The sequence below is a fragment of the Streptomyces sp. NPDC097617 genome, assembly GCF_044761485.1.
GTDB lineage: Bacteria > Actinomycetota > Actinomycetes > Streptomycetales > Streptomycetaceae > Streptomyces.
In genome coordinates, this window is sequence record NZ_JBIWCL010000063.1 from 1 (window position 1) to 5,436 (window position 5,436).

At 68.9% G+C, this 5,436-nt stretch carries 5 protein-coding genes, 1 tRNA gene and 2 pseudogenes; 3 read left to right on the forward strand and 5 right to left on the reverse strand.

Features of this window, described 5'->3' with window-relative positions:
• The first annotated feature begins 135 nt into the window (after positions 1 to 135).
• Positions 136 to 1,044: a transposase gene (locus ACIQZO_RS40260; protein ID WP_403636364.1), complete on the forward strand. Its 909-nt coding sequence runs from the start codon at positions 136 to 138 to the stop codon at positions 1,042 to 1,044.
• A gap of 199 nt (positions 1,045 to 1,243) precedes the next feature.
• A pseudogene (locus tag ACIQZO_RS40265) lies at positions 1,244 to 1,603 on the forward strand (SDR family oxidoreductase); the annotation flags it as partial.
• 91 nt (positions 1,604 to 1,694) lie between these two features.
• Here ACIQZO_RS40265 and ACIQZO_RS40270 read toward each other — a convergent pair.
• The 5 genes and pseudogenes from ACIQZO_RS40270 to ACIQZO_RS40290 all read right to left on the reverse strand — a co-directional run bounded on the left by ACIQZO_RS40270 (position 1,695) and on the right by ACIQZO_RS40290 (position 4,643).
• A complete protein-coding gene (locus tag ACIQZO_RS40270) occupies positions 1,695 to 2,168 on the reverse strand; it encodes a nuclear transport factor 2 family protein (RefSeq protein ID WP_403636366.1) in 474 nt (157 codons plus the stop codon).
• Positions 2,169 to 2,645: 477 nt separating this feature from the next.
• Positions 2,646 to 2,719 (reverse strand) — tRNA-Ala (locus ACIQZO_RS40275).
• 238 nt (positions 2,720 to 2,957) lie between these two features.
• A pseudogene (locus tag ACIQZO_RS40280) lies at positions 2,958 to 3,532 on the reverse strand (TipAS antibiotic-recognition domain-containing protein).
• A 170-nt stretch (positions 3,533 to 3,702) separates the two neighbouring features.
• Positions 3,703 to 4,050 carry a hypothetical protein gene (locus ACIQZO_RS40285; RefSeq protein WP_403636368.1) on the reverse strand — a complete coding sequence of 116 codons (348 nt, stop codon included), beginning with the start codon at positions 4,048 to 4,050 and terminating at the stop codon, positions 3,703 to 3,705.
• 17 nt (positions 4,051 to 4,067) lie between these two features.
• Complete coding sequence (locus ACIQZO_RS40290; protein WP_403636370.1) at positions 4,068 to 4,643, reverse strand: putative immunity protein; 576 nt, start codon at positions 4,641 to 4,643, stop codon at positions 4,068 to 4,070.
• Positions 4,644 to 5,007: 364 nt separating this feature from the next.
• Here ACIQZO_RS40290 and ACIQZO_RS40295 point away from each other — a divergent pair, with 364 nt between their 5' ends.
• Entirely contained in the window at positions 5,008 to 5,220 is a 213-nt protein-coding gene (locus tag ACIQZO_RS40295) for a hypothetical protein (protein ID WP_403636372.1), read from the forward strand.
• The last annotated feature ends 216 nt before the right edge of the window (positions 5,221 to 5,436 follow it).

Sequence of the window (5,436 nt, forward strand, 5' to 3'; positions counted from 1 at the left end):
GGTGCGGTGAGAGCCGCACGCCGGGTTCGGAGGGCGGGGCGGGGAAACCCACCGGGAGTAATCCCGGCAGGGCGCCCCGGCCCGACCCATCAACATCGCCGAGGCCCTGGAGAAAACGGTCGGCTCCCACCACGGATGTATCCGGGAGGCGTTCGCCGAGGCCTGGTCACGGCGGAGACGATCGTCCAGGCCCCGGTCGCGACGGAGCAGCCCGAGCCGGTGCCCGTGCCGTTCGTTCCGCCCGACGGCACGCTTGACGCGCTGGGCCGGCCACGGCGCCTGGTGGCCCGCACTGCCGAGCGTTACGCGGCGGTCCAGAAGCTGCTGAGCGAAGGGAAGTCGCTGGGGGCGATCGGCCGGACGTTGCGGCTCGACCACTCCACCGTCCGCCGGTTCGCCCGCGCCGGCAGCCTCGACGAACTCCTGGTCAAGACGACCGGACGTCTGTCGGTACTGGATGAGCACAAGCCGTACCTTCATGCCCGCTGGCTGGACGGCTGTCACAACATTCCCCAGCTCCACCGGGACCTGCGAGAGCTCGGATTCACCGGAAGTGTCCAATGCATCCGCCGGTACTTCCGCTCGTTCAAGCCGCCCCGCCAACCAGGGCGGAAGCAGCAGCGCGTGTCCCGGCCTCAACCGAGGCCGGCGCCGAAACCCCGACGAGGCGTCCGGTGGATCCTGACGAACCCAGAACGTCTCACCCCCGCAGACGCCGCGGAACTCAAGGAGATCCGCACGGCCTGCCCACATCTCGACGCCGCAGCCCGTCACGTCCACGACTTCGCCGAGATGCTCCACCACCTCCGGGGAGACCAGCCTCCCGACTGGATGGACCGCGTCCTGGCCGACGACCTCCCAGCACTGCACTCCCTGGTCAACGGCCTACAACGTGACTTCGACGCCGTCACCGCCGGGCTCTGCACACCTTGGAGCAAGGGCCAGGTCGAGGGCCACGTCACCCGCGTCAAGCTCCTCAAACGGATGGGCTACGGCCGAGCCAACCTCGACCTCCTCCGCCAACGCGTACTCCTCAGCCCATGACCCTGCGACATCACAAGATCCCCGACAGAGCCGAAAAACGTGAACGCTCACACCCCCGGATGGGGACGGTGTCCTCATCCGGGGGCTCGTCCTCCTGCCCGTTGGTGAGGACGAACCCGTCGCGTGACCCCTGAGCCCCGAGGTCCACAGCATGCTCACCGGGTGTCGGTGTACACGTGCACGTGCCCGGCCCCGGGCAGAGCACGTCGTCCTGGTGTCCTCCATTACCGTTCACACCCACCCGCACCTCGGCCCGGCCGGCGAGAACCTGGCGGTGGAGCAACTGCTCAAGGCAAGTGGCATGGCCTGGACGATCCTGCGGCCGACGCAGTTCGCCTCGAACGCGTTGATGTGGGCGGCTACCATCCGTGGCCACGAGACCGTACGCGCGCCGTTTGCCGAGACCCCGCTGCCGACCATCCACCCTGCGGACATCGCATCAGTCGCACGGGTGGCGCTGACCGATCCAGGCCATCACCGACGCGTATACGCCTTGACCGGTCCAGAGCCGGTCACCGCCCGGCAACAGGTCGAGGCCATCGCGGCAGCACTGGGCCGGGTCACGAGTACACCGACACCGGGATCGTCCTCGTCTTAGAGCTGTCTGCGAGGTGATGGGCTCCGAGGCCTCGGAGCCCATCACCTGAGGATCACGACCGGCCAGGTCCGTCGAGGCGTTCCGTGGGACCGGCGAAAGAGAGGAACAGGGTCCGTGTGGTGAGCAGCCAGGTGCCGTCGACTTTTCGGAACGCGTCTTCGTAGTGCCCCACCTGAACCGGGGGCCGGGGCGGCACGAGGCCTCCGGTGTAGCCGTCGACCCGGTACGTCGTGAAGTACGTAGTGGCGGAGGCCGTGTCCGGAGAGGTGACGGTCACCAGGATGTTGGTGCATATGCGGCGTGACAGTCGGTCTGCGGGCCGGCTGCGGAAGTAGGTGCGCAGGGCATCGTGGCCCGCGATGCGGCGGCCGTCGGCGGGCCATTCCCAGATCCCGTCCTGCGTGAACAGGTCCGCCACCGAACTGGGATCCCCGAGGTCGAGTCGTCGCACGAAGTCGACGATCAGCCGCTCACAGGCCCGCTCTGCGAGCAGGCGCTCCATCGGGGCAGGGGTGTCTTCATTCATGATCAACTCATATCAGGTCGGCATGAAGAGAGAGCGGCGCGTTCGAGCGGCAGCCCGGGTCTCGGGATCAGTCCCGTTGGGACGCGTCCCTACCCGCCGATCGATGACTCTGCCCGGCCGGTCCACACAACCGGGAGCCTTCCGTGATGCGGCCTCTTCGGGTGGGGCCAGGCCGGCTCCGAGAGCCATCTGAAAGCTGCCAGCGCCGCATCAGCCAACGTCTGCCCTGCCCTGTGCTGTCAGGCATGGATCCCAGCCGACAGCCGGCTCTTGATGAGATCGAAGCGCTGACCCGGGACGAGGTCGACCGCTGGTCCGGGCCATGGGTGGTTGACGACGGCTTGACCGTGAAGGCAACCCCTGGTCGGCGCCGAGCCTCCGCCACGGGATCGGCCTTCCCGCGGCTGAGCGTGGCCGGCTTGCCGAGCCGAAGAAGCGCCGGGCGATGCGAACCGGCCGAAGCTGCAGGAGCCGGGATGGGGCCGGCCGGATTCGAACCGGCGTCCTCCCACATGCGGTGAAGGCGCGACAGCCACTGCGCTACGAGCCCCATCCCGCTCGCGATCATAGGAGCCGGCCGCCTTCCACGCCTTCGAGTTTTCGGAGACGCGGACGGATCACTCTGCCTACCGCGTCAAGGAAGTTGAGCCAGAGCCCGAGAACGGGCGGCCCCCTTGTGAGGTGACCGAAATCAGCCCTTGGGATCGAACATCGCCAGCCCACCGTGACACCGCGGCAACCACCATCGCTCGGTCCCGCGATGGCGGCCGCGCCACGGCTCAGGTCAGCTCAGCTCAGCCGCGTGGTGGCGTAGACCTCGATGGAGTCGCGCTGGTACGCGGCCAGACCCGGGGTGATCGCCTCGTGGGCGGTGCGCCAGCCGTCGTTGTCCACGCAAGAGCGTCCGATGGCCCGGTACTCCTCGGCGGATACGGCACGCAGCCCGGTCAGCGCGCGGTACTGGGAGTCGATCTCGGCCTGCACGGGTCGGCGTCGACCGGGTGGCCTGCGGTCATGAGTTCGGCCAGCCGGATCATCCGCGCGGTGCGCTCACGGTGCCCGGCATCGGCGTCGGCCTGGCTCATTCCGGCAGCGCGACGCCCGATCTCCTCGGCGAGTTCGGGGAAGTCACGCATGTTCACCGCGTCCTGAAGGGGTTGGACTCCCTCGAACAAGTTCTCCGGTCGGTTGATCGTCATGGGGTTGCCGTCCTTCCGGGACTGTTCCAGTTCGGCGATGGTGCGGGAGGCGGTGCCGGCCAGGGCGTCGAGTCGGTCCCGCTCCTCGAGCAGGTGCCGGTGGTACACCCGAAGGGCGTCCACCTCGTCGTAGTGGCGCAGGGTCCGAGCGGTCACACCCGACATCCGGGCCACCTCAGAGAGCGGCCAGTCCCTTACGACTCCTGTACGTGTGTCACCGGGCCGGTGTCTCCGGCCCTGGTGAGGACGGTAGGAGCTGCCGCAGCGGCAACTTCAACCCCGAGACCGATGTTCCTCGCAGTCACCCAAGACTCGGCGGACCCAAGAGGCGGTCCTCAGTCGCCCGAGAACGCAATCCGCAGGTCTCTGTCCGCGCGGCAGCGCATGCCCCAGGCCAGGAGCGTCGCGACGGCCTCGTGCTCGGCACTGCTCAACCGAGCAAGATGCGCATTTTCCAGCTCCCGCACCATCCGGTCCACTGCCTCACCCCGCAGCGTGGTGTCCCCGTAGGGGTCGACGTCGGCCAGGGTGGGGAGCCGGTGCCGGCCCAGTCGCTCGAGGGCCGTCCAGATCCCGTCATCGACGACGATCCGTTCCAGCATGCCGGTCGTGGGCTTCGGGCCTGCCCTTCGTCCCGTCCGCGAGGTCGAGGCCCCGCGCCGTAGCTCGATGACCAGTGCCATCCCGATCCCTTACGCGTTCACGCCTCGCCCCGTTCGGCTTCGCCCACCGGCAGCCCGTCGGCTCGGCCCGGGTAGTGGCGGAGGGCCGCGTCGAGTGTGTAGTAGAGCGTGTCCAGTCGGCTGCGGCCCGGGCTGCGAGCCGGCATCCGGCGCAGCAGCTCGCGAACAGCCGGCGGGGCGTGCTCGACCGCCCAGCCGATCTCCTCGTCGCCCACGACCGTGTCGTTGCCCGTGGCGAGTTCCCGGGCGAGTGCCGCGTACACGGCGGGCCCCAGCACGTGCTTCGACTGGTGCGGGGTGGCCAGCGGGTGGATGTACGGGGTCGCCGCCGCGTGGCACGCGGCGCGGGCCGCGGCCGTGGCCGCGGGGTCCTCGACGTCCCGAGCGGCAGCGTTCGCCGCCCAGGCCACGGAGCGCAGCTTCGCTGTTCGCTTTCCCTCGCCCGCGAAGGTCCGTATGCCTTCGATCGCTTCCCGAGGGCGGGGGTCGGAGGGCGCCTTCGCCTCGAACAGGGGGAGGGCCCGCTCTACGCAGTCGGCAGCCCACCGTCCGAGCTGGCGGCGGTCTTCTTCACTGATGGTCACCTCGTCCATCCGCCCATGATGCGTGGTGCCGGTCTCCGACGGGCCTACGTGGCCTTGTGGAGCCGGGTCAGCGGGGCCACCAGGCGGTCGGGCGTGGCCGGTTCGAGCTGCGAGGAGCTCGGCGGTGGCCGCCTCGGCGGCCTGAGCTGTGCAGCGAGCGAGGACGGCGGTTCCCTCCTGGGTGACGGTGACGGCGTTCGTTCGGCGGTCGACCGGGTCCGGGGCGAGCCGGACCAGGCCCGCCTCCTGGAGGTGGGTGAGAGCGCCGGCCCGACCATGCCCTTGGGGTTGGCGGCCGGCTGGCCGCCCAGGTCGGCCTGTTTCGGTGGGTCCGTCCTCGCAGGCGCTGGTACCGGGAGACCAGCCCTGATTCATGGCATTCCTCCTCGAGCACGGCGTCTTCGTGCGATGGCCGGCGGCCGAGTGGGAGGCGGATCTGCTGGGCTGCGTAGGGGCGGCGCTGGAAGAAGCCGCCGGTCCTGCTGCTGCCCTTGTGAAGGACCTGGCCGAGACGAGGACCTTCGGGTCTGCCCTGGAGCCACCGGGGTGCCAGGGCCGTTTTGACACCCCTCAGGCCGGGTTGTAGAGTCAAACGGTTGCCTCGAACTGGACAAGTTCGGCAACCCCACCCCCTTGAGGAATGCAATTCCGTGTGGGGTGCACTCGATTCTTCAGAATCCGAAGCCGGGGAAATCCGGTGGAAAACTTCTGATAGAGTCGGAACCGCCGGAAAGGAAAGCGCGAAAGCGAAAACCTGGAAAGCGCCGAGGAAGTCGGACACGAAAGAGTCTGATAGAGTCGG

Coding starts and splice junctions, on each gene's coding strand:
- ACIQZO_RS40260 (WP_403636364.1), top strand. CDS start 136: ATGTATCCGGGAGGCGTTCGCCGAGGCCTGGTCACGGCGGAGACGATC.
- ACIQZO_RS40290 (WP_403636370.1), bottom strand. CDS start 4,643: ATGGACGAGGTGACCATCAGTGAAGAAGACCGCCGCCAGCTCGGACGG.
- ACIQZO_RS40295 (WP_403636372.1), top strand. CDS start 5,008: ATGGCATTCCTCCTCGAGCACGGCGTCTTCGTGCGATGGCCGGCGGCC.
- ACIQZO_RS40270 (WP_403636366.1), bottom strand. CDS start 2,168: ATGAATGAAGACACCCCTGCCCCGATGGAGCGCCTGCTCGCAGAGCGG.
- ACIQZO_RS40285 (WP_403636368.1), bottom strand. CDS start 4,050: ATGGCACTGGTCATCGAGCTACGGCGCGGGGCCTCGACCTCGCGGACG.